Below are 17642 nucleotides of genomic sequence, written 5' to 3'. Positions count from 1 at the left end.
CTGGAGCGAGCAATGTGACCAGCATGGAATCCGGCAACACTGGTGTCGATCCGCGGCTGAGCTTCGATGACCCGCTCCTGGACGGTCTGTTGATTCTCTGCAAACTTCATGGCGCGACGGTCAGTCGCGCCAGCCTGAGTGCCGGGCTGCCAATGGCACACCAACGCCTGAGCCTGGACCTGCTGCCGCGCGCAGCGGCCCGGGCCAGTTTGCAGGCGCGTTTGTTGCGCCGTGAACTGGACGACATTTCTGCGCTAAACCTGCCGGTGCTGCTGATCCTCGACAACGGTCGCACCGCCGTGCTGCGTCGCTTTGGCGATGATGGCCGCCTGCTGATTCTGCCGAGCGAAGCCGACGGCGGCGAGCAATGGGTCAGCCGTGAAGAGCTGGCCGAAAGCTACAGCGGCCAGGCCTTGTTCGCCCGGCCACGGCATGAACTCGAAGACCTGCGTTCGCCTCTGGTGCCGCGTGTGGAGGCGTGGTTTCGCGACACCTTGAAGCTGTCGAAATGGCTGTACAGCGATGCGATCCTGGCGAGTTTTCTGATCAACCTGCTGGGGTTGATGGTGCCGCTGTTCGTGATGCAGACCTACGACCGAGTGGTGCCGAACCAGGCCACTTCGACCCTGTGGGTGCTGTCCATCGGCTTGCTGATCGGCACCGGTTTCGAGCTGGCATTGCGGGTGGTCCGCGCGCATTTGCTGGACACCGCCGGCAAGAAGACCGACGTGATCCTGTCCGCGACCTTGTTCGAACGCATCACCGGCATGTCGATGAAAGCGCGGCCAGCGACCATCGGCGGTTTCGCCCAGAGCATCCATGACTTCCAGGGCCTGCGCGAATTCCTCACCGCCGTTACGCTGACCAGCCTGATCGACCTGCCCTTCGCCGCACTGATGCTGGTGGTGATCGGACTGCTCGGTGGCTGGCTGGTAGTCATTCCGTTGCTGGCGTTTCCGATCACGATCCTGTTCGCGATGGTGATTCAGGTGCGGCTGCGCGACACCGTGCAAAAAAGCCTGACCCTCGGCGCCGAACGCCAGGCGTTGCTGATCGAAACCCTCGGCGGCCTGGAAACCCTCAAGGCCTGCAGCGCCGAAAGCGAGCGCCAGCACAAATGGGAAAGCACCCACGGCGCCCTCACCCGCCTCGACAGCCATGCGCGCAATCTCTCGGCGCTGGCCACCAACGGCACGCTGTTCATCCAGCAGTTCTCCGGCATGGCGACCATCATTGCCGGGGTCTACAGCATCATCGCCGGCAACCTCAGCGTCGGCGCGCTGGTGGCGACCTACATGCTCGGCAGCCGCGTACTTGCGCCGCTGGGGCAGATCGCCGGGTTGATCACGCGCTATCAGCAAGCGCAACTGACCATGAAAAGCACCGACGCACTGATGGGCCTGCCGCAGGAGCGCGATGCGAAACAGCGGCCATTGGAGCGCACACAACTGCAAGGCGCCCTCGACGTCAGCGGCGTGACCTTTCGCTACAACGGCCAGAATGCACCAGCGCTGGCCAACATCAGTTTCAGCCTCAAACCCGGTGAGCGGGTCGGCATCATCGGTCGCAGCGGCTCGGGCAAAAGCACCCTGGGGCGACTGGTCATGGGGTTCTACGAACCGGAGGAAGGCCAGTTGCTGCTCGATGGCCTGGACCTGCGGCAACTGGACGTCGCCGACCTGCGCCAGCAGATCGGTTACGTCGCCCATGACCTGCCGTTACTGGCCGGCAGCCTGCGCGACAACCTGACCCTCGGCGCACGCTACATCAGCGATGCGCGGATGCTGGAAGTGGCCGAACTGACCGGCGTCACCGAGCTCGCGCGTCAACACCCACAAGGGTTTGACCGGCCCGTCGGCGAACGCGGGCAGTTGCTGTCGGGCGGGCAACGCCAGGCGGTATTGCTGGCCCGCGCCTTGTTGCTCGACCCGCCGATCATGCTGCTCGACGAACCCACCAGCGCCATGGACAACAGCAGCGAAGATGTTTTGCGGCAAAAACTTCACGGTTGGGTCCAGGGCAAAACCTTGCTGCTGGTGACCCACCGCACCTCGATGCTCAGCCTGGTGGATCGGCTGGTGGTGCTGGACAACGGGCGGATCGTCGCCGACGGTCCGAAAGAAGCGGTCATCGATGCACTGCGCAAGGGCCGTGTCGGCTCTGCGGCCGTCTAGGAGTCCGCTCATGTCATCGTCACAAAGCTCACGCGGCTACTTCGACAGCTTCAGCAAAAGCGCCGAAAGCGAGTTCATGCCGGAAACGGCCGGCGCTTCGTTGCAGGATTCACCGCGCTGGTCGCGGATCACCGTGTGGCTCGCCGCTGCGTTGATCATCAGCGCCGTGGTCTGGGCCAAATTCGCCGTGTTGCAGGAAGTCACCATGGGCGAAGGCAAGGCGATTCCGTCGAGCAAGGTTCAGGTGATCCAGAACCTGGAGGGCGGCATCGTCACCGAGATTTTCGTGCGCGAAGGACAAATGGTGAACAAGGGCGACACGCTGCTGCGCCTGGATGACACGCGGTTTCTGTCGAACAAGGGCGAGAGTGAAGCGGATCGTTATGCCTTGACCGCGCAGGTCGAACGCCTGTCTGCCGAGGCCGAGGGACGGCCGTTCAGTTTGTCGCCGGAGGTGATCGCCAAAGCCCCGCAAGTGGCCGAGGACGAGCGCTCGCTGTACGAACAACGGCAACGCCGGTTGGCCAGCGAGCAACGCACCCTGACCGAACAGCTGCGGCAGAAAACCCAGGAACTGGCGGAGTTCCGCTCCAAACAGGGTCAATACAGTTCAAGCCTGGCGCTGTTGCAACAGGAAATGAACATGTCTGCGCCACTGGTGGGCACCGGGGCGGTGTCGCCGGTTGAAATCCTGCGGCTCAAACGCAGCGCGGTGGAAATCCGTGGTTCGCTGAATGCCACGACCTTGGCGATTCCTCGCGCCGAGTCGGCGATCAACGAGATCAAAAGCAAGATCGACGAGTCGGAACAAACCTTCCGTTCGGACGCGGCGAAAGAGCTGAATGAGAAACGCACCGAGCTGTCGAAAATCACCGCATCGAGCATCGCCATCGACGACCGCGTGAGCCGCACCACGGTGGTATCGCCGGTGCACGGGATTATCAAAGTGCTGAAGGTCAACACCATCGGCGGCGTGGTCCAGCCGGGCAGCGACATGGTGGAAATCGTGCCCATCGAAGACAACCTGCTGATCGAAGCCAAGGTGCGCCCGCAAGACGTGGCGTTCCTGCATCCGGGGCAGAAAGCGATGGTCAAGTTCAGTGCGTACGACTACACGATTTATGGTGGGTTGAGTGCCAGGCTTGAACTGATTGGTGCGGACACGATTACTGACGACAAGGGCAACAGCTTCTATCTGATTCAGGTGCGGACCGATAAAAACCATTTGGGCGGGGATGTGAAACCGCTGCTGATCATTCCGGGGATGGTGGCGACGGTGGATATCATTACCGGGGAGAAAAGTGTGCTGGATTATCTGCTGAAACCGGTGCTTAAGGCCCGGACAGAGGCGATGCGGGAGCGGTAATCACTTTCCGAAAAATTTGGTGTTTGACCCGGCCTCTTCGCGGGCAAGCCTCGCTCCTACAGGTTATGCGTTGATTCCGACATTACGCATACCTGTAGGAGCGAGGCTTGCCCGCGAAGAGGCCCTCACTGACGACTATTGCGGACCGTGGTTGCGCTGAAAAACCTCCTCCCCCATCGCCGCAATCTGCCCCTCGATCAACGCCTCGAACGGTTTCAACAACGGCTCGAAACTGACAGGCGCTTCCAGCGTCTGCAACGCCTGCACAATCGCCTCCACCGTCGACAACGCCCCCGGTGCCGGCGCCTTGCGCAACCGATAACGCGACACACCGCCATCCGCCAATGTCACTCGGGGCAATGCCGCCAGCAGCGGATTGAGGTGCAGCATTTTGCGCGCCTTGCGCCAGGTGCCATCCGGAACGACCAACAAGAGTGGCTCATCGTTTGCGGCGTACGCCTGCATCGGTTGCGCATCATCGGCCGGAAACAATAATCGCGCCTGATAGCCCGGCTGATTCAATAGCGCCGGCAAATCCTCGAACACCTCACCCACAATCAACTCGGCATTCTTCAACCCCAACGCCGCCAGCCTTGCGGTGTTCAGTGCATGGTTCACTTCGCTCGGATGCTGCAACAGCAACACCCGAGTGCGGCTGTCGAGGCTCGGGATCAATGGGCACAGGCAGTGGGTTTGCGGGCGCAGGCAGCGCGGGCATTGGATTCTGGACATGGTTTCAAGCCTGATTGAGCTGCGCCTTGAGCAGGTCGCGGAAGGTCTGGATCAACGGTTCGCGGCTGCGGCCCCGGCGCATGATCATCGAAAACGGCGCCTGGTAACCGAAGGTCGCCGGCAGCAACACGCGCAAATCACCCTTGTCGGCCCAGGCCTGGGCGTAATGCTCCGGCAGGTAACCGATGTAGGCGCCGGACAGCACCAGAATCAACTGCGCCTCCATACTTTCCACGGTCGCGGCACTGTGCTTGAAGCCGTGGCGCGCCAGTTCGGCCTGGCTCCAATAGCCGCGACCGACCATGCGCTGCTGGGTGATGACCTGTTCGGGAATGCGCCGCTCGGTGAATAGCGGATGACGGCTGCTGCAATACAGCCAGTGTTGCTCGCGGTACAACGGCATGTAGACCAGCCCGCTCATGCGCGTGGAAAACGCACCGATGGCCAGGTCGAGGCGGTTGTCCTGCACGCCGAGTTGCAGCTCGTACGGGCTCATCACCGACAGGTGCAAATGCACGGCCGGGTGTTCCTGGCTGTAGGCGCCGATGGCTTCGGCGAACGGCAAGGCCTTGTCGCTGACGGTGGAGTCGATGACGCCGAGGTTCAGCGTACCGCGCAATTCGCCCTTCAGCGCCGCCGCGTATTGCTCGAAGCCTTCAAGTTCGCCGAGCAGGCGCAGGGTTTCCTGATGGAACAGCTCGCCTTTGCTGGTCAGGCTGAAACCGCCGCGCCCGCGATGGCACAGCACCAGACCGAGGGCCGCTTCGAGCTGGCTCATGTAGGTGCTGATCGCCGAGGTCGAGAGGTTGAGCTCTTGCTGGGCGTTGGCAAACCCCTGATGGCGGACCACGCTGACGAAGATGCGTAATAGTTTCAGGTCGGGTAAAGCGTTGGCCATGGGGGCTCCGTAGCGTGTATCGGTGAGTCCGCGTTGTTTGACGGCGGTTGCTGCGCAACCGATCGCCAGCAAGCCGGCTCCTACAGGTCGGCGCCGATTTCGAGACACACACAAATCCTGTAGGAGCGAGGCTTGTCCGCGAAGAGGACCTCCGGACAGACGAGAAGTCTATCCCCCCTCCCGCCATTAGTTTAGAAAAATCTGAACTAAGTATTTGTCCGTAGCGATTCTTCCCGGCCACTACATTTCGCAGAATCGGCCCCTAACGGTGCCCGAGCCTCCCCGGTGCGGTGCAACCGACATAAATAAAACAACGACGATGAGGCCTTACCCGTGGACAAGATTCTTCACCAACCACTGGGCGGCAACGAAATGCCGCGCTTCGGCGGCATCGCCACCATGCTCCGACTCCCCCATGTACCTACCGCTGCCGGCCTGGACGCTGCCTTTATCGGCATCCCACTGGACATCGGTACTTCCCTGCGCCCTGGCACCCGTTTCGGGCCGCGTGAAATCCGCGCCGAATCGGTCATGATCCGCCCGTACAACATGGCCACCGGTGCGGCACCGTTCGACTCGCTCTCGGTTGCCGACATCGGCGACATCGCGATCAACACCTTCAACCTGCTCGACGCCGTGCGGATCATCGAAGAGTCTTACGACAATATCCTTGAACACGATGTGATCCCCCTGACCCTCGGCGGCGACCACACCATCACCCTGCCGATCCTGCGTGCCATCCACAAAAAGCACGGCAAGGTCGGCCTGGTGCACATCGACGCTCACGCCGATGTGAACGATCACATGTTCGGCGAGAAAATCGCCCACGGCACCACCTTCCGTCGCGCCGTCGAAGAAGGTCTTCTGGATTGCGACCGTGTAGTGCAAATTGGCCTGCGCGCTCAGGGCTACACCGCCGATGACTTCAACTGGAGCCGCAATCAGGGCTTCCGTGTGGTTCAGGCCGAAGAATGCTGGCACAAATCCCTGGCCCCCCTGATGGCCGAAGTTCGCGAGAAAGTCGGCGGCGGTCCGGTGTACCTGAGCTTCGATATCGACGGTATCGACCCGGCCTGGGCACCTGGCACCGGCACTCCGGAAATCGGCGGCCTGACCACCATTCAGGCAATCGAGATCGTTCGTGGCTGCCAAGGTCTCGACCTGGTCGGTTGCGACCTGGTAGAAGTCTCGCCCGCTTATGACACCACCGGCAACACCTCGCTGCTGGGCGCCAACCTGCTGTACGAAATGCTCTGCGTACTGCCTGGCGTGGCCCACCGCTGAGGATTGGTCATGAACGAACGTGATCAGGTTCTGCACGCTGCCGCCGATCTGGTGGCAGCCTTTGCCCGTAATGATCGCGAAGCCTACTTCGGCGCCTTCAGCGCCGATGCCAGCTTCGTCTTCTACACCCTCGAGCAGCCTCTGCTGTCGCGCGATGCCTATCAGGCGTTGTGGGACACCTGGCGTGCCGAGGATGGCTTCGAGGTGCTGTCGTGCACCTCGAGCAACGCTTTCGTCAGCCTGCAGGGTGACGTCGCGATTTTCATCCATGACGTGGCCACCGAGCTGCGCATGCAAGGGGAGCAACACTTCAGCCAGGAGCGCGAGACGATTGTTTTCAAGAAACAAGCGTCTGGCCAAGAACAACAAGGCCTATGGCTGGCCTGCCACGAACATTTGTCCGCAATGCCGGAAGGGCTGCCAACCCCTTAGCCAAACAGGTGACGCTCACACACGATGAGCGCGCCTTTATGATCGGAGCAGATCATGAATAACAACAACAACGACCAAAGCCTTACGCACATTGAAACCTACGGGGTCGAACAGATCCCGGACAACGAACGCACCGCAGGCCCGACGGACTTGTTCCGGATGATCTTCGGCGGTTCCAATACCTTTGCCACCGCCGTGCTCGGCAGTTTCCCGGTGCTGTTCGGCCTGTCATTCCAGGCGGGCGTCTGGGCGATTGTGCTGGGCGTGTTGCTGGGTTCGTTGATCCTCGCGCCGATGGGCCTGTTCGGCCCGATCAATGGCACCAACAACGCCGTGTCTTCCGGTGCGCACTTCGGCGTGCACGGGCGGATCGTCGGTTCGTTCCTGTCGCTGTTGACCGCCATCGCCTTCTTCTCGCTCTCGGTGTGGAGTTCGGGTGATGCGCTGATCGGTGGCGCAAAACGCCTGATCGGCCTGCCGGAAACCGACCTGACCCTGGGCCTGGCCTACGGTCTGTTCGCGATCCTGGTGCTGACAGTTTGCATCTACGGCTTCCGTTTCCTGCTGTGGGTCAACAAGATCGCGGTGTGGAGCGCCAGCCTGCTGTTCCTGCTGGGCATCTTCGCTTTCGCCGGTCCTTTCGATGTGAACTACGCCGGTACCGTGAGCATGGGCCAACCGGGTTTCTGGGCTGCCTTCATCGGCGCTGCGCTGGTGGCGATGAGCAACCCGATTTCCTTCGGCGCGTTCCTCGGCGACTGGTCGCGTTACATCCCGCGTGAAACCTCCAAGCGCCGGATCATGGCCGCGGTGGTGATCTCGCAGATCGCAACGTTCATCCCGTTCCTGTTCGGCCTCGCCACCGCCACTATCGTAGCGATCAAGGCGCCGGACTACATCGCCGCGAACAACTACGTCGGCGGCCTGCTGGCCGTCTCGCCGAGCTGGTTCTTCCTGCCGGTGTGCCTGATTGCGGTGATCGGCGGCATGTCCACCGGCACCACCTCGCTGTATGGCACCGGGCTGGACATGTCCAGCGTGTTCCCGCGTGTGCTGTCGCGGGTCAAGGCCACCCTGTTGATCGGTGTGATGTCGATTGCCTTCATCTTCATCGGACGCTTTGCGGCGAACCTGGTGCAGAGCGTGTCGACCTTCGCCGTGCTGATCATCACCTGCACCACTCCGTGGATGGTGATCATGATCATCGGCCTGCTGGTGCGCCGCGGCTTCTATTGCCCGGATGACCTGCAAGTGTTCACCCGCGGCGAGAAAGGCGGTCGTTACTGGTTCACCCACGGCTGGAACTGGCGTGGGCTGGGTGCCTGGATCCCGAGTGCATTGGTCGGTTTGTGCTTTGTGAACCTGCCGGGGCAATTCGTGGGTGTACTGGGGAACCTGGCGGATGGCATCGACATCAGCCTGCCGGTAACCCTCGGCCTGGCGTCGCTGGTGTACCTGGCGCTGCTGAGCCTGTTCCCGGAATCGGCTGCGGTGTTCGGCCCGAATGATCCACGCAGCAAGAGCACGGATTCGCTCGGTAAACCGGCGTTGCGACAAGCCGCCTGATTAAACGCATTACCTGTGGTTAGGGATGACCTGTAGGAGCGAGGCTTGCCCGCGAAGGCGGCGGCACATTCAACATCAATGTTGACTGACACACCGCCTTCGCGGGCAAGCCTCGCTCCTACATGGATGGGTTTTTCCACAGGGATTGATTTCAGCCTCACCATAAAAAAGACAATCGGAGACACGCCATCATGGCATTGGATTTATTCGTCGTACTCATCTACGCCGCCGCGATGCTGATACTCGGCTACTACGGCATGCGCAAGGCCAAGACCAACGAAGACTTTTTGGTCGCCGGTCGTAACCTCGGTCCGAGCCTGTACATGGGCACCATGGCCGCTACCGTTCTGGGCGGCGCATCTACCGTCGGCACCGTACGCCTGGGCTACGTCCATGGCATTTCCGGTTTCTGGCTCTGCGCGGCTCTCGGTTGCGGGATCGTGGCGCTGAACCTGTTCCTCGCCAAACCGCTGCTGAAACTGAAAATCTACACCGTTACCCAGGTGCTGGAAAAACGCTACAACCCGATGGCCCGCTCCGCGAGCGCGGTGATCATGCTGGCGTATGCACTGATGATTGGCGTGGTTTCGATCCTGGCCATCGGCACCGTGCTGCAAGTGCTGTTCGACCTGCCGTTCTGGCTGTCGGTTTTGGTCGGCGGTGGCGTGGTGGTGATTTATTCGGCGATTGGCGGCATGTGGTCCCTGACCCTGACCGACATCGTCCAGTTCGTCATCAAGACCGTGGGCCTGATGTTCATCCTGCTGCCGATCTGCCTGTACCGCGTCGGCGGCTGGGATCAGTTGGTGGCCAAACTGCCGGAGGCGAGCTTCAGCTTCACCACCATCGGCTGGGACACCATCATCACCTACTTCGTGATCTACTTCTTCGGCATCCTGATCGGTCAGGACATCTGGCAACGGGTGTTCACCGTCAAGACCGCCAAGGTCGCGCAATACGCCGGTACTGCCGCAGGCATCTACTGCATCATCTACGGTCTGGCGTGCGCCCTGATCGGCATGGCCGCTCACGTACTGATCCCGGATCTGGACAACGTCAACAACGCTTTCGCCGCCATCGTCAAACTGTCGCTGCCGGACGGTATCCGTGGCCTGGTCATCGCCGCTGCACTGGCCGCCATGATGTCCACCGCCAGCGCAGGCCTGTTGGCTGCCGCCACTACTCTGAGCGAAGACCTGCTACCTAAACTGCGTGGCGGTAAACAGTCGAGCCTGAGCCTGAACCGCCTGGTGACGCTGCTGACCGGTATTGTCGTGCTGGGTATCGCCCTGGTGGTGAACGATGTGATCAGCGCCCTGACCCTGGCCTACAACCTGTTGGTCGGCGGCATGCTGATCCCGCTGATGGGTGCGATTTTCTGGAAACGCGCCACTACCGCCGGCGCCATCGCCAGCATGGGCCTGGGCTTCGCCACTGCGCTGCTGTTCATGGTCAAGGACGGTCTGGATGCCAACACCCCGATCTACTACAGCCTGCTCGCAGGTCTGGTGAGCTTCATTGTGGTGAGCCTGATGTCTCGCCGCCCGGCTGCGGTGGCGAACGCCATCTAAGCTTTCTATAACGACTTGATGCTTTCTTCGACGGGTGTGGCGTCGGTTGCCACACCCGTTTTTTTTCGCCTGGAGAAAACCTTTGATGAAGATTGTTTCTCGCGATCAGTGGTTCGAGGTCAAGCAACTCAGCGACGGCATCCGTCTGATTCACGAGCCTTACATCCGTCCCTTCTACCGCTGCAACCTCTGGCACATTCAGGGCCGCGACAAGGACCTGCTGCTGGACAGCGGCTCCGGTTTGGTGAGCCTGCGCGAGCAACTGCCGTGGATCACCGAACGGCCATTGGTGGCGGTGGCCAGTCATTGCCATTTCGACCACATCGCCGGCCATCACGAATTTGCCGAACGCCTGGTGCATCCGGCCGAGGCCGACATCCTGGCGGCACCTGACGGCGAAAACGATTTGAGCCGGGCATTTGTCGGCGACGATATGTTCGAGGCGCATCCTGATTGCCCGCTGTGTTACGCCGAGTACCGGGTCAAAGCCGCGCCGGCCACGGGAATGATCGAGGAAGGTGACGTGCTGGATCTGGGCAATCGCGTATTGCAGGTGCTGCACACGCCAGGACATTCACCGGGCGGCATCAGCCTGTATGAAGCGGCGACCGAAACCCTGTTCAGCGGCGACATCATCTACGACGGGCCGCTGATCGAAGACGCTTACCATTCCAACCTCGACGACTACGCGCGCAGTCTGCAGCGCTTGCGTGAGTTGCCGATCCGCACCGTGCATGGCGGGCATTTCGGCAGTTTTTCCGGGGAACATCTGCGTACGATGATTGATGAGTGGCAGCGCTCGCATGGCTGACGCCTGCTGTACTCGACACCAGGGAAAACAACAGGCATTTAGCGCAGAGGAAGAGCGGATGCTCAAAATCGCCAGGACGGCGAATGATCTGAGTCGGTTTTTGATGGAGATCGGGCGACACTGATTTCGCCCGATTTTTGAATTTACACCTGCTACGCAGCCGAATGCAGCCGTCGACAGCTGCTACAACACGGCTGCGGTGTTCCAGACCTTGACGTTACCGACGACGCTGCTGGCGTCGACGCTGTTCATCGTCAGTGCGAATAGGCACAGGTTGCAGAGGCGGTTCGATCAAACCGAGTGCGACACCCAGGTCATGCAGCCAGTTTTGAATTTTCTCTTTCATGGTGCCCCCTTCAGGGTAGTGCCGAGCGGCTGAAATTCTGTAGCCCCTTCGCACTGATAATAGTCCGAAGTCCTACGAAATGCTCGGCAAAATCCGCAATGATCTGTTACTGAATTGATCAAAATACCTGACCATTAGCTCAGGCAATCGCCTGGGCCTGAATCGACACCCTGGGTAGACCGGTCACTGCTGGCCAAGGGCTTTGCGCAAACGACGGCGCACCCACTGCTCAGCGCTGACAAACGTAATGCCGAGCAGCACCAGCACGGCACCGATGACAAAGTTGAGACTCAGCACCTCACCCAGCAACACCACACCGAACGTGACGCCGAACAACGGCGTCATGAACGAAAACACTGCGAGGTTCGCCGCCAGATACCGGCGCAACAGCCAAAACCACGTCAGGTAACTGAAAAACGAGACCACCAGCCCCTGGAACAGCACGCTGGCCACGGCCACGGTGGTCAGACTGACGTGGGTAACCTGGCCACTCAGCATCGCGATCAGCAGCAGGCCGACGAAACCGACAATCAACTGATAGAACAACGTGAGCGTCACCGGCGCTTCCGACAGGCGCGAGGCCCGCACCACGACCGTGGTCGCCCCCCAGGAGGCACCGGCCAATACGCCCAGCGCATCGCCCATCAACATGCGGTGATCGAGGTTGTCCCAGGACACCCCGCCGGCAAACGCGATGGCAATCCCGACAAACGCCAGAAAAATCCCCAACCATTGCACCGGCCTTAAACGCTCACTCGGCAACAGCCAGTGCACGCCCAGCGCGGTGAAGATCGGCGCCGTGTAAAGGAACACTGACATGTGTGCGGCTGTGGTCAGCTGCAAGCCTTCGGAAATGAAGAAAAATTCCAGTCCAAACAGCGCGCCGGCCAGTAGTCCACCGCGCCACGTATGGCTGACCTGATCCCAACCGCCCTTCCAGCAGATCAGCAATCCTACAAGCAACGCAGAAATGCCTGACCGACCGGCCGCCTGCATGACTGGCGCGATGTCCGGCGCCGCCCACTTGATCATGACTTGCTGTACGCCCCAGATCAGGCACAACCCGACCATCACTTGCAGGGCAAACCCATCGGCGCTACGCCGGGTGGCGCTCACCGGAACACCTCGACAATACAATCCATGGCAGTGACTCACAGTAGAAAGCAAAGCCCCGACTCAAGGTCGGGGCAAATATTTATGCTGTCGATTATTAACCAGATGGCCAGAAAAAGTAGCCTGTGGGAGACCTTCAAGTCACCACGGACGCCATCTTGCGCGACGTCACTTCAGTTCAATGCGATCGGCATGAATGACGATCTGGCCATTCTTGTACAACGCGCCGATGGCCTTCTTGAAGTTGCCCTTGCTGACACCGAACATGCTGGTGATCACCGCCGGATCGCTCTTGTCGCTCACCGGCAGCGCGCCGTTGTTGTCGCGCAACTTGGCGAGGATCTTCGAGTTCAGGCTGGTGGCGGCTTCTTCGCCCACTGGTTGCAGACTCAGGCTGATCTTGCCGTCGGCACGGACTTCTTTGATGAAGCCCTTCTCTTCCTTACCGGCGCGCATGAACTTGAAGATTTCGTTCTTGTGGATCAAGCCCCAGTGCTTGTTGTTGATGATTGCCTTGAAGCCCATATCGGTGGCTTCGGCAACCAGCAGATCAACTTCCTGGCCAGGGGTGTAGTTGGCCGGGGTCTTGTCCAGGTAACGGTCCAGACGCGCGGTCGCGGTGATACGACGGGTGTGCTTGTCGAGGTAGACATGCACCACGACGTACTCGCCCGCGGTCATCTGACGCTTTTCTTCGGAAAACGGCAGCAACAGATCCTTCGGCAAGCCCCAATCCAGGAAGACGCCGATGCTGTTGACTTCAACGACTTTCAAACTGGCGAATTCACCGACCTGAACTTTCGGCTTTTCGGTAGTTGCGATGAGTTTGTCATCGCTGTCCAGATAAACAAAAACGTTGAGCCAGTCTTCATCTTCGCTGGGAATATCTTTGGGAATATAACGATTAGGCAGAAGGATTTCGCCGTCCGCACCACCGTCCAGATATAAACCGAAGTTAGTGTGTTTAACCACTTGCAAACTGTTGTAACGCCCGACTAAAGCCATTTCCAATACCCTCATTGCGTGGGCGGCATTCTACCCGTTTTTGCAGGCCGCGTTCGGCGCCCGGCCCGGTGGCGCGAGAAAATCCTCTGGGGGCCTTAATTTTCCTGGGGTTTGACAGGCGGGTCTGGCCGCTCGTCAGGCCGACCTGTCGATTCATCGCCCTTCCAGCCAGGTAAAAATCCATTCTTCCCTACCGATGTTCTTATTTAAAACAGCAGCTTAGGGACATAACTCGAATAATAACTTGCGATTAATAGCGCTTTTGTGATGTGTATTTCAGGGGGATATTTGCCAAGCAATTGTCAAGTATTTCCTGTACGATGCGTGGCCAAGTTAATTTTCTACAGGTTAATGGCCGCCATGCGCGTAAAAGCATCCACCAGCAAAGCAAAGCCAGCTCCAGCCGTTGAAACCAGCGAATCGATCAACAATCAGATTGCTGCGTTCCTCAAATCCGGCGGCGAGATCCAGCAAATTGCCAAAGGCGTCAGCGGCCAGACGTTCGGCCCGTCCAAGCAGATTACCTTGGGCAAAAAATAACACCCGCGTTACCTGGTCCCTAAGCGCTTTGAGCTTCGAAGCGCTTGGACTGGAACCCTCCCCGCAACACCCCGCCAAACCCCATCAATATTTCAAAAATCGACGAACGGCCCTCGATGCCGAGCATTCGCCGGTAGCTCCGCCTATTCCGGGCACAACCGTCAGTGCGATGGCCTGGTCACCCTCAAGGCTGAACGCGCGTTTTATTGATTGGCTGAACTGGCAGGCTCATCCTGCGATCACATGAGAACCTACGCTTTCGCAAGGACTCGCCCATGTCGCGCTGGTTGAAGTGTCTCGCCGTCGTCATCACCCTCAGTCTTGCCCTCGGTGCCTGCAGCCGCATGGGCCTGGCCTATCGCAACCTCGACGTGATCATCCCGTGGACGCTCAGCGATTACCTGGACATGAACGGCGAGCAGAAAGGCTGGTTCAACGAGCGCCTCAAGGAACACCTGAGCTGGCACTGCACCACGCAACTGCCAGGCTATCTCGACTGGCTGGACCGTTTGCAGGTGATGGTCGAAACCAATCAGGTCACCGACGCCGCGCTGCAATCCCGCACCCAGGAAGCCAAACAAGCCATCGCCCAGACTGCCCGGGAAATCACCCCGTCGGCCATCGAGTTGTTGCAGGGGCTGGACGACAAACAAGTCGCGGAAATGAACGAAGCCTTCGCCAAGGACCAGCGCAAACGCCAGCAGGACTACGTGAAACCGTCGCTCGTTCAGCAGATCAAGGAACGTAGTCAGCGCATGGAAAAACGTCTGGACGGCTGGATCGGGCCGCTGAGCCCGCCCCAACAACAACGGGTCGTTGCCTGGTCAAATGCGTTGGGCGACCAGAACACGCAATGGATTGCCAACCGCGTGCATTGGCAGAAACAGTTCAGCGCGGCGGTTGCGCAGCGTCAGAGTCCTGGATTCCCACAGCGCATCGAGACGCTTCTGGTGAATCGCGAGAGCTTATGGACAGCTGATTACCGCAAGGCCTACGCCAACACCGAAGCACAGGCACGAAGCCTGTTTGTGGATTTGATGGCCGAAAGCACACCGGCTCAACGCCAGCGGCTGCTGAAAAAAATCGAAGGAGTGCGCAAAGACTTCAACGACTTGAAGTGCCTTAAGGCAGCACAACAGAGCTAAGAACAACACAAAAACAATGTGGGAGCGAGCCTGCTCGCGATGGCGGTGTTTCAGACAACATCGATGTCGACTGACACACCGCCATCGCGAGCAGGCTCGCTCCCACATTGGTAATCGAAGTTCTTCAGGCAATCTGCGCGTGGGACGCCACCTCATCAAACGTCACCTCATCCAGCGCATCGTCCTGCTCATCCAGCACCTGCCGCGGATGATCATTGCCCGGAATGCTGCTGTCGATCAGGCTCAACAACCTCGAACCCCGCATCGTCAGCCTGTAATTCGAACCGGTTCCACCCTGCTCTTCAGGTCGAGGCTCGATGTAGCCACGCGCCAACAGTAACTTTTCATACTCGCCGGCCACCGCTTTCAGGTGATCCAGGTTCTCAGTCTCTTCGCCCTCCATGGCTTTCTCCGCCGCGTACTGCTCGGCATAGGGCCGTGGCGTGAAGCTGGGTGCTGCGTTCTGCACTTCGTGCAGCAGGCGTTCAATCAAATCCCAGTTATAAGTCGTCATCCTGTCCAACCTCCAAAACCCGTGAGTGTGATGGCCTTCATAGCTTGTGACCGACAGTGCTCGCCGCCGTTCAGCGCAGTTCTTTAACGGCGCTGACCGGCGGTATGTCGAATTTGGCATAGGTCAAACGACAAGGTTGTGTCAGTCACCGCCCAGCATTGCGCAGGAGAAAACCCGATGAACGTTCAGAACCATCCGGTCGTGTCGCGAGAAGAATGGCTCGCCGCCCGCAAACAACACCTGGCCCACGAAAAAGCCTTCACCCGGGAACGGGACAAACTCAGCGCCGAACGCCGCGCCCTGCCCTGGGTGAAAATCGACAAGGACTATCACTTCCAGGGCCCCAATGGTGAATTGAAGCTGGCCGACCTGTTCGGCGGTCGCAGCCAACTGGTCATCTACCACTTCATGTTTGCCGACGGCTGGGACGAAGGCTGCCCCGGTTGCTCATTCCTGTCCGACCACATCGACGGCGCCAACCAGCACCTGGCGCATCACGACGTGGCGGTGGTGGCGGTCTCCCACGCACCCTTCGCCGAATTCCAGGCGTTCAAGCGACGTATGGGATGGACATTCGATTGGGTGTCGTCAGAAGGTTGCGACTTTAACTACGACTTTGGCGTCTCGGCCCGAGCTGAAGATGTTGCCGCCGGAAAAGCCACCTACAACTACGAAAAAACTGACGGCGCCGAAGAAGAACTCCCAGGCCTCAGCGTGTTTTATCGCAACGAAGCAGGCGAGATTTTTCACACCTATTCAACTTATGCCCGTGGCCTGGACATGCTGGTCGGCGCCTATAACTACCTCGACCTGACGCCCAAGGGGCGCAACGAAGAGCAGATCATGGAATGGGTAAGGCATCACGACAGGTATGAAGACAAAGCTTCTTCGAGCTGCTGTCACGGGGGATAAATCGCATCGTGATGCACGCCTGATTTCCCCTCGCGTCGAAACGTCCGCGACTAGTGGAAGTCATCGGTAGTCGTTTACAAGCGCAAGCTGTGAAGCAAATGAAAAGGGCGACCTATTGGTCGCCCTTTTCATGGAGTACAAAAAACTGCGTACATCACGCGACGACGCCAACAATTCCATCCTCAACATTCTGGAAGTAATACAACCCTTCCAGCACACCAGAAATAGCTGACAATTCGAAAAGAACTTCAGAGGTGAATGAAACAGGCAACACCAAGCGCAATGCCTGCAACTCTGAAGGGTACGCAGACCATGCCGGTTGGAACATCCCGCCCCAGAACGTCACGCATCCAGCTGTTCCGACAAACACAACCGGCTGCAGATCACCGATATGGTCACTCGCGCGCCAATACACATAACCCACGTAACGCGAACCATCTTTTCCTTCAAAAACAGTTCTGACGATGATTTGAAAGTCAGCCTCAATCACTTCTCTTGAGGGCACCGGGCGAACCGTCAGTTCGTTCTGCACGGTATCGTCCATGGGGAAATACCAAACTCCTTGGGCAAGCAGATCCTGTGCAGTCAAGTCGTATATCTGTTTGTCACACATAGCGTATCTGCAAGCCCCGGCTGAAAAAAAGCGCTTACTTAGGAATGATAATGGGGATGATCATCGGCGAAGGCGCCGCCGGCGGGTTCATCATCCCTTCGCTTTTCACGACAAGCACACCCTTGCTCTTGATCGATTCGAACAATCGCTCGGTCGCCGCACTATCGCCATAACCACCTTCGTCAATCGAAGCACTCAGCGCCAACTGTCGACGCGCCTCGGTCAATTGGACCTGACTGGCGCGGAGGAATGAAGCAATCGAAATCGTTTTAAGCGTCGACAAATCAACGTGCACGATCTCCACATACTTCAGCGTCTTGGCGTCCCAACCCTGCACATACAGCTCATTCGCAGTCAGCGCATAGGTACAGAAATGGTAACTGCCAGTATTTGAGCCAGGCGTCGCGACGATCAGCGTGCACCGCCCGTGCTGAAGAATCGGACCAGTCAATGCAGGGAAATCCTGAACAATCTGCGCAGGGAATTGAGCCCGATCGTAATAGATCGTCGCCTTGTCATAGGGCGTCGTGTTGCACCCCGAGAGCAGTACAAACGCAGCCAAGAGAAACCAGAAAGCCAAAAAACGCATTGAGTAGTCCCTTACTGGATAAGAAAAACAT

18 protein-coding genes and 1 pseudogene are annotated in these 17642 nt (G+C 59.1%); 11 read left to right on the top strand and 8 right to left on the bottom strand.

Translation table 11 applies throughout. From position 1 onward, the window contains the following. Positions 1-14 precede the first annotated feature (14 nt). Positions 15-2174, top strand: a complete 2160-nt coding sequence (locus IB245_RS00315; RefSeq protein ID WP_192225984.1) for a type I secretion system permease/ATPase — start codon at positions 15-17, stop codon at positions 2172-2174. Positions 2175-2184: 10 nt separating this feature from the next. Continuing rightward, a complete protein-coding gene (locus tag IB245_RS00310) occupies positions 2185-3540 on the top strand; it encodes an HlyD family type I secretion periplasmic adaptor subunit (RefSeq protein ID WP_008034253.1) in 1356 nt (451 codons plus the stop codon). 135 nt (positions 3541-3675) lie between these two features. Here the strand turns inward: IB245_RS00310 and IB245_RS00305 are convergent, their stop codons facing one another. Further along, positions 3676-4272: a tRNA-uridine aminocarboxypropyltransferase gene (locus IB245_RS00305; RefSeq protein WP_192225982.1), complete on the bottom strand. Its 597-nt coding sequence runs from the start codon at positions 4270-4272 to the stop codon at positions 3676-3678. Positions 4273-4276: 4 nt separating this feature from the next. Continuing rightward, positions 4277-5170 (bottom strand): LysR family transcriptional regulator, encoded by an 894-nt coding sequence (locus IB245_RS00300; RefSeq protein WP_008034255.1) that lies wholly within the window; start codon positions 5168-5170, stop codon positions 4277-4279. 333 nt (positions 5171-5503) lie between these two features. Between IB245_RS00300 and speB the strand changes: the two genes are divergently transcribed. From speB to IB245_RS28985, 6 genes and pseudogenes are all read left to right on the top strand, one after another. Next, positions 5504-6454: an agmatinase gene (gene speB / locus IB245_RS00295; RefSeq protein ID WP_008034256.1), complete on the top strand. Its 951-nt coding sequence runs from the start codon at positions 5504-5506 to the stop codon at positions 6452-6454. A gap of 9 nt (positions 6455-6463) precedes the next feature. Next, positions 6464-6886, top strand: a complete 423-nt coding sequence (locus IB245_RS00290) for a YybH family protein (RefSeq protein ID WP_008040968.1) — start codon at positions 6464-6466, stop codon at positions 6884-6886. A 54-nt stretch (positions 6887-6940) separates the two neighbouring features. Then, complete coding sequence (locus IB245_RS00285) at positions 6941-8452, top strand: purine-cytosine permease family protein (RefSeq protein ID WP_008034259.1); 1512 nt, start codon at positions 6941-6943, stop codon at positions 8450-8452. 191 nt (positions 8453-8643) lie between these two features. Next, a complete protein-coding gene (locus IB245_RS00280; RefSeq protein ID WP_192225980.1) occupies positions 8644-10023 on the top strand; it encodes a sodium:solute symporter in 1380 nt (459 codons plus the stop codon). Positions 10024-10108: 85 nt separating this feature from the next. Next, on the top strand, positions 10109-10834 hold the full coding sequence (locus tag IB245_RS00275) for an MBL fold metallo-hydrolase (RefSeq protein ID WP_008040969.1): 726 nt from the start codon (positions 10109-10111) through the stop codon (positions 10832-10834). A gap of 34 nt (positions 10835-10868) precedes the next feature. Continuing rightward, a pseudogene (locus IB245_RS28985) lies at positions 10869-10958 on the top strand (acyl carrier protein); the annotation flags it as partial. 93 nt (positions 10959-11051) lie between these two features. Here the strand turns inward: IB245_RS28985 and IB245_RS29175 are convergent. The 3 genes from IB245_RS29175 to IB245_RS00265 all read right to left on the bottom strand — a co-directional run bounded on the left by IB245_RS29175 (position 11052) and on the right by IB245_RS00265 (position 13298). Continuing rightward, positions 11052-11180, bottom strand: a complete 129-nt coding sequence (locus IB245_RS29175) for a PA1414 family protein (RefSeq protein WP_007914492.1) — start codon at positions 11178-11180, stop codon at positions 11052-11054. Between the two features lie 183 nt (positions 11181-11363). Next, positions 11364-12296 (bottom strand): DMT family transporter, encoded by a 933-nt coding sequence (locus IB245_RS00270; RefSeq protein WP_008034264.1) that lies wholly within the window; start codon positions 12294-12296, stop codon positions 11364-11366. A gap of 165 nt (positions 12297-12461) precedes the next feature. After that, a complete protein-coding gene (locus IB245_RS00265) occupies positions 12462-13298 on the bottom strand; it encodes a S1 RNA-binding domain-containing protein (RefSeq protein WP_192225978.1) in 837 nt (278 codons plus the stop codon). A gap of 351 nt (positions 13299-13649) precedes the next feature. On the opposite strand from IB245_RS00265, the gene IB245_RS00260 reads away from it, so the two are divergent. Both IB245_RS00260 and IB245_RS00255 read left to right on the top strand, forming a co-directional pair. Next, positions 13650-13838, top strand: coding sequence for a hypothetical protein (locus tag IB245_RS00260; protein ID WP_028621608.1), 189 nt, complete (start codon positions 13650-13652; stop codon positions 13836-13838). A gap of 275 nt (positions 13839-14113) precedes the next feature. After that, a complete protein-coding gene (locus tag IB245_RS00255; protein WP_192225976.1) occupies positions 14114-14983 on the top strand; it encodes a DUF6279 family lipoprotein in 870 nt (289 codons plus the stop codon). Positions 14984-15107: 124 nt separating this feature from the next. Here the strand turns inward: IB245_RS00255 and IB245_RS00250 are convergent, their stop codons facing one another. Then, positions 15108-15497, bottom strand: a complete 390-nt coding sequence (locus IB245_RS00250) for a transcriptional regulator (RefSeq protein ID WP_192225974.1) — start codon at positions 15495-15497, stop codon at positions 15108-15110. 177 nt (positions 15498-15674) lie between these two features. On the opposite strand from IB245_RS00250, the gene IB245_RS00245 reads away from it, so the two are divergent. Then, positions 15675-16409 (top strand): DUF899 domain-containing protein, encoded by a 735-nt coding sequence (locus tag IB245_RS00245; RefSeq protein WP_192225973.1) that lies wholly within the window; start codon positions 15675-15677, stop codon positions 16407-16409. A gap of 154 nt (positions 16410-16563) precedes the next feature. On the opposite strand, the gene IB245_RS00240 is transcribed toward IB245_RS00245, so the two are convergent. Then, positions 16564-16953, bottom strand: coding sequence for a hypothetical protein (locus IB245_RS00240; protein WP_225609759.1), 390 nt, complete (start codon positions 16951-16953; stop codon positions 16564-16566). A gap of 103 nt (positions 16954-17056) precedes the next feature. After that, positions 17057-17611: a hypothetical protein gene (locus tag IB245_RS00235; RefSeq protein WP_192225969.1), complete on the bottom strand. Its 555-nt coding sequence runs from the start codon at positions 17609-17611 to the stop codon at positions 17057-17059. Between the last annotated feature and the right edge of the window lie 31 nt (positions 17612-17642).

The sequence above is a fragment of the Pseudomonas sp. PDM02 genome (assembly GCF_014852285.1).
GTDB classification, from domain to species: Bacteria; Pseudomonadota; Gammaproteobacteria; order Pseudomonadales; family Pseudomonadaceae; genus Aquipseudomonas; species Aquipseudomonas migulae.
The sequence above is the reverse complement of the archived record's forward strand: the minus strand, read 5'-3'. Positions and strand labels throughout refer to the sequence as shown.

Excerpts from the sequence above, each read along its gene's own strand:
- IB245_RS00260 (WP_028621608.1), top strand. The coding sequence starts at position 13,650 with ATGGCCGCCATGCGCGTAAAAGCATCCACCAGCAAAGCAAAGCCAGCT.
- IB245_RS00300 (WP_008034255.1), bottom strand. The coding sequence starts at position 5,170 with ATGGCCAACGCTTTACCCGACCTGAAACTATTACGCATCTTCGTCAGC.
- IB245_RS00235 (WP_192225969.1), bottom strand. The coding sequence starts at position 17,611 with ATGCGTTTTTTGGCTTTCTGGTTTCTCTTGGCTGCGTTTGTACTGCTC.
- IB245_RS00305 (WP_192225982.1), bottom strand. The coding sequence starts at position 4,272 with ATGTCCAGAATCCAATGCCCGCGCTGCCTGCGCCCGCAAACCCACTGC.
- IB245_RS00245 (WP_192225973.1), top strand. The coding sequence starts at position 15,675 with ATGAACGTTCAGAACCATCCGGTCGTGTCGCGAGAAGAATGGCTCGCC.
- IB245_RS00290 (WP_008040968.1), top strand. The coding sequence starts at position 6,464 with ATGAACGAACGTGATCAGGTTCTGCACGCTGCCGCCGATCTGGTGGCA.
- IB245_RS00255 (WP_192225976.1), top strand. The coding sequence starts at position 14,114 with ATGTCGCGCTGGTTGAAGTGTCTCGCCGTCGTCATCACCCTCAGTCTT.
- IB245_RS00310 (WP_008034253.1), top strand. The coding sequence starts at position 2,185 with ATGTCATCGTCACAAAGCTCACGCGGCTACTTCGACAGCTTCAGCAAA.
- IB245_RS29175 (WP_007914492.1), bottom strand. The coding sequence starts at position 11,180 with ATGAAAGAGAAAATTCAAAACTGGCTGCATGACCTGGGTGTCGCACTC.
- IB245_RS00250 (WP_192225974.1), bottom strand. The coding sequence starts at position 15,497 with ATGACGACTTATAACTGGGATTTGATTGAACGCCTGCTGCACGAAGTG.
- IB245_RS00280 (WP_192225980.1), top strand. The coding sequence starts at position 8,644 with ATGGCATTGGATTTATTCGTCGTACTCATCTACGCCGCCGCGATGCTG.
- IB245_RS00240 (WP_225609759.1), bottom strand. The coding sequence starts at position 16,953 with ATGGACGATACCGTGCAGAACGAACTGACGGTTCGCCCGGTGCCCTCA.
- IB245_RS00275 (WP_008040969.1), top strand. The coding sequence starts at position 10,109 with ATGAAGATTGTTTCTCGCGATCAGTGGTTCGAGGTCAAGCAACTCAGC.
- IB245_RS00285 (WP_008034259.1), top strand. The coding sequence starts at position 6,941 with ATGAATAACAACAACAACGACCAAAGCCTTACGCACATTGAAACCTAC.
- IB245_RS00265 (WP_192225978.1), bottom strand. The coding sequence starts at position 13,298 with ATGGCTTTAGTCGGGCGTTACAACAGTTTGCAAGTGGTTAAACACACT.